Genomic DNA, 4,499 nt, shown 5'->3' with positions numbered 1-4,499 from the left:
GCTCGACGCAGAGACTCGGCACCACCTGCAGCGCGTCCGCGACGCACACACACGGACGCGTAGCCTGAGGAAACTACAGTCGCACTGAGAGAAGGGACGCATCATGCCGGCTCGTTTGGGACGCGGGCGGCTTCGTGCTGACGTACAAGCGACTGGAGAAGGGCCGCTTCAAGGTGCCAACCATCGGCGAGGAGTTGCTCGGCGCCCAGCTCGATGCCACCCAGCTGTCGATGCTGCTGGACGGCCTGGACGTCACGCACGTCCGCAGGCCAGCCAGGTGGGCGCCTCCAGAGAGCGTCGAGAAGGTCTCCACCGGGCAGCTTGTTTCCCCGGAGCGATGGCAGAAGAGCCCCAGGAGGCGCACCGGTGCGACTGGCGAGAGAGCGCCGAGCGGCTCGAGGCTCAGAACGCCCACCTCCGGGAGCGTGTCGCCCGACTCGAAGCCCAGCTTGCTCAGCTCCAGCGTGCCCTTTTCGGCAAGCGGAGCGAGAAGATGGCGAGCATCCAGGACGAGCTCCGGCTCGCGTCAGGTGACTGCGCCGGGGCGCGGGCCGCGACGCTGAAGCTGCGCGAGCAGCGGCGCCAGGCGCGCGCCTCCCTTCCCGAGCGCATCGTCCACCATCGAGTCCCTGCCGCCGAGCGTCGCTGCCCGGCGTGTGGCGGCACGGACTTCAGGCGCCTGGGCCCCGGCAAGCGGACGGGCGTCCTCGAGTACGTCCCGGCGCGCCTCGAGCGACAGGTGCACGTGCAGGAGACGCTCGTATGCCGGTGTGGGCAGGGCATTGTCACGGCCATGGCGCCCAAGGCCCTCGAGCAGGGCCACTACGGCCCCGGGCTGCTGGCCCACCTGGTGACTGCGAAGGTGTGCGACGCGATTCCCCTCTACCGCCAGGCGAAGGCGCTCGCACGCGCGGGTGCCCCTATTGCGCGCACGACGCTGTGTGACCTCTTTCATGCCGTTGCAGCTGCCACCGCGCCGCTGTCGGCGCGACTGCTCGCCCTGGTGCGCCAGGCCCCCTTGGTGCGCGCGGACGAGACGCCGCAGCGCGTGCTCGATGAGGGCAAGACGCGCCGGGCTTACGTCTGGACCTTCCGGACCGAGCGCCTCATCGCCTACGTGCACAGTCCCAGTCGCAGCGGTGCGACGCCCCAGGCCGTCCTGGGCGGCACGCGCGGCTACCTGCTCGTCGACGGCTACACGGGTTACAACCGCGTCACCCTGCCCGAGGGCCGCACGCGCGTGGCGTGCTGGGCGCACGTGCGCCGCAAATTCTTCGACGCGCAAGCCACCGCGCCCGAGGCCAGGCACGCGCTCGACTTCATCCTGGCCCTCTACCGCGTCGAGCACGAGGCCATGCAGCGCGGCGTGCTGGGAGGGCCCGAGCACCTGGCGCTGCGTCGTGAGCGCAGTGCGCTGGTACTCGAAGCCTTCGCCGCGTGGCTCGCGGAGCAACTGCCGCGGCACCCGCCGCGGGGGCCAATGGGGCTCGCACTGCGCTACACCCAAGGCCAGTGGGCGGCCCTCTCACGCTTCCTCGAGGACGCCTCGCTGCCGCTCGACAACAACGCCTCCGCGCGGGCCCTGCGGGCGATGGCCTTGGGCCGCAAGAACTACCTCTTCGTCGGCAGCGACGAGGCTGGCCAGCACCTCGCGGGGCTCGCGTCTCTCGTCGCCACGTGCGAGGCCAACGGCGTCAACCCCGAGGCGTACCTGGCTGATGTGCTGCTGCGGCTCGGCTCGCATCCAGCTTCCTCCTGGACGAACTGCTTCCGCACCGCTGGTCACCGGCGCCAGCCGACTCATCCTGAATGGCCGCCTGCGTCTGGTGCTCGCAGACATCGCTCAAGTCGGCGCGGCGACCAGGGCCATGGGCCACCGCGAGGGGAGGTGGTGTGCCCCCAGAACGCCCGCCGTCGGTCGGTTACCGCCGTTCTCAGCACTGCTGGGCAAAATCCCTTGGAGTTCAGGGGCTTAAGCACGAAGGCCCCGCGATGTCATCGCGAGGCCCGTGTTAAACAAAAAAGGCCCTACCGGTTGGTAGGGCCTTTCAAGTAGCTCCCGCGACCGGCTCGCACGCGAGGCCGCAGAACGGGCACGCGGTGGACGCGCATCGGATGTGACGTTGGCAACCAGCACAGGTGCGAAGGCCCATGGACCGAGGCTACCGGTGAACCGTGGTGGTTGTCATCGAGCCGCCGACGTCAGGCGCGAACGACGCGGCCTCGGTACACGCCCAGCATGCTCAAGTCGTCGGGGGCGCGCGGCGGGCGGTCCTCGAGCGTCCATGCGTTGTCGAGCAAGAGGCCGTCCACGCTGGATGCGACGGTGCTCGTGTCTTTCAGCGGGCCGCCGATGGCCCGCGAGGCCACCGCGAGCGCCTCCGGCTCCCAATCTTCTGCTCCTGAGAATCCCCACACCCACCGATTGGCGTCGACCTGAACATAGAGGTTCCAGAATGGGCGCATCGCCGCGCCGAGGGTGCACACGACGATGGCGTCGCCGACCCCCAGCGCCCCCACGTGGACCGCGCACTCTCGGCTCCACCCGCCGATCCGCATCAGCGCCCCCTGCTGTCGAACCGGCTTGCTCTCCCAGGTGCGCAGTGCGCGGGCCACGAGTGCCGCGAGCGAGGGCGCCCAAATGGGGCGCGAGGCGTCGTCGTGTCGGTACTCGACCAGCGGGCCGGCCTCGGTTCCCGACAGCACATACGCGACGTGGTCGCCGTTGCCCTTCGTGAGCACGGGAACCCAATGTTCGGAGAACCGCGCACCGTCACTGTCGGGCCCGAGGAGAAACCGACGGGTCGAGATCGCCTCGACGCAGCCCATCATCGAGTAAACGCTCGAGCCATCGAACGACACCCGCGCGGTCCCATCGTGCCAGCTGAACAGAGCGCGAAGGTCGCCTGGCAGCGCCGTCCCGATCTCGGCCTCGAGCCCGGCCAGCTGCTCGGGCGCAGCCGGCGGTAGGAACGAGGCGTGCCCCCCGGGGTCGGCGCGGCGGATGGCCACATCGAGGCGTTCGAGAGCGCGGGCGAGATCCTCGGGAGGCTGCGGCATCGAACGACGTCACCACCGGAGGGACGCCGCGTCAACGATCTCCGCGAACCAGACGCGAAAGCCCGCGGCGACCTCTCGATCACCGCGGGCCTTCGGGTGTGCAGGCGGCTCAGCGCTCGGGGTCGTCGAGCGCTCTGGCCGCCATCGCGGGGCCGAGCGCCATGAGCGCGGCGGCGATCCGCTTGCCCGTGGGCGTCACCGGGAACGTCCGGTCGTAGCCGACCGAGAGACACGTCGAGCAGAAGACGAGGGCGTCGTCGAGGGTCTCGACCTTCTCGTTGTGGCCCTTCTCCGCCGCGTAGAACAACGCGGCGGAGGCGGCTGGAGCAGAAGCCTCCTTAAGACGCCCTCACTTCGAGTATGGGTCTGGAGGGTCCCTGCTGGCCTTGCGTCACCCTCGCGGGGACCAGCAAAACAGGTAAGGGATGAAACCTGAAAGCAGAGAGAGAGACGCCTTCCCAGAAACCTGAAAGCGGAAGGAGAGGATCTCCAGGAGAATGTTGTTAACCGCATCCCCAATGGTTAACAGCACCTGTTAACCACTCTCGGCCTCTCTCTCCCCAAAACGGGTGAAAGAGCGCTCCAGAGAGCCCAATCGGCAGCTGAGGAGCGCGGGTATCTCGCTCTGCGGGGTAGAGGGCCGAGAGCGCCCGCTTCAGACCCGCGAGGAAAAATCCCTTGGGATTCAGGGGCTTAAACACGAAGACCCCACGATGTCATCGCGAGGCCCTTGTTAAACAAAAAAGGCCCTACCAGTTGGTAGGGCCTTTCAAGTAGCTCCCCGAATGAGACTCTGTGCGAACTCGTTCTCTGTTTTTCTCTAGAGAACTCGAACTCTCTGAGCGGTAGAAAGGTGAGTGATATTCAGGGGTTCGGGGATGGAGCCTGCGGTTGTCCTTCAATCGGGGTCCGATTGGTGCTGCGAACTTCGGCAGGGAGCCGCCTCTCAGAAGAGGGGCATGGAGAGAACCGGAGGCAGGCTTTGCACCTGCACCTGCGGAGTCAGAGTCCGCCATCCTCGCTGGTTAGACGACCCCGGTATGAGTACCTCCGGAGGGATTCGAACCCTCGCCGTCCGCTTAAGAGGCGGATGCTCTTCCAATGAGCTACGGAGGCAGATTGCTTGCCGCCCCGATGCGCGCGGGCGGCATACATTCACCACGACGATTCAGTTGTCAGAGGCCTTGGGGCAGTCGGGTACTCGAACGCGAGCCAGGATTCCTGGCGCACGGACGCGAGTCCGGCCCTTGAGCTGTAACTCGTGATGCGGTGTGGCTGTGCGTGGCTGGCCACGCCGGTGTTGAATGGGGGCGCTAAACCAGAGTTCGTGATTCGCGATCAGGCTGGGGAGCAGGCGGGCGCGGAGGAGGCGGGAAGAGGGAGCAGGGGCACCTCTCGTTCGGCTCTGTGTGCGCAGAAGACCTGAGAGCGAGAAGGCC

Annotated in this window: 2 protein-coding genes, 2 tRNA genes and 2 pseudogenes; 2 read left to right on the top strand and 4 right to left on the bottom strand. The window is 67.5% G+C overall.

Going from position 1 to position 4,499, the window contains the following annotated elements:
* Nucleotides 1-101: 101 nt before the first annotated feature.
* Together tnpB and HR086_RS44965 are read left to right on the top strand one after the other, a co-directional pair.
* Nucleotides 102-254, top strand: a pseudogene (tnpB, locus tag HR086_RS49875) (IS66 family insertion sequence element accessory protein TnpB); the annotation flags it as partial.
* 83 nt (nucleotides 255-337) lie between these two features.
* Nucleotides 338-1,809 (top strand): annotated as a pseudogene (locus tag HR086_RS44965) (IS66 family transposase).
* 393 nt (nucleotides 1,810-2,202) lie between these two features.
* Here HR086_RS44965 and HR086_RS44960 read toward each other — a convergent pair.
* From HR086_RS44960 to HR086_RS44945, 4 genes are all read right to left on the bottom strand, one after another.
* The gene (locus tag HR086_RS44960) at nucleotides 2,203-3,060 is read right to left on the bottom strand and encodes an SMI1/KNR4 family protein (RefSeq protein WP_174468728.1); all 858 of its coding nucleotides are present in this window, start codon (nucleotides 3,058-3,060) and stop codon (nucleotides 2,203-2,205) included.
* Nucleotides 3,061-3,169: 109 nt separating this feature from the next.
* Nucleotides 3,170-3,367: a two pore domain potassium channel family protein gene (locus HR086_RS44955; RefSeq protein ID WP_174462848.1), complete on the bottom strand. Its 198-nt coding sequence runs from the start codon at nucleotides 3,365-3,367 to the stop codon at nucleotides 3,170-3,172.
* A gap of 660 nt (nucleotides 3,368-4,027) precedes the next feature.
* Nucleotides 4,028-4,100, bottom strand: a tRNA-Gln gene (locus HR086_RS44950).
* 5 nt (nucleotides 4,101-4,105) lie between these two features.
* A tRNA-Lys gene (locus tag HR086_RS44945) sits at nucleotides 4,106-4,176 on the bottom strand.
* Nucleotides 4,177-4,499: the final 323 nt, after the last annotated feature.

Origin of the sequence: Myxococcus sp. CA039A, assembly GCF_013336645.1 — a bacterium.
In the GTDB taxonomy this organism is placed as follows: domain Bacteria; phylum Myxococcota; class Myxococcia; order Myxococcales; family Myxococcaceae; genus Myxococcus; species Myxococcus llanfairpwllgwyngyllgogerychwyrndrobwllllantysiliogogogochensis.
This window is presented reverse-complemented; position numbering and strand designations above follow the sequence as displayed.

What these genes read in the sequence shown, in the direction of transcription:
- HR086_RS44960 (WP_174468728.1), bottom strand. Translation starts at nt 3,060, where the DNA reads ATGCCGCAGCCTCCCGAGGATCTCGCCCGCGCTCTCGAACGCCTCGAT.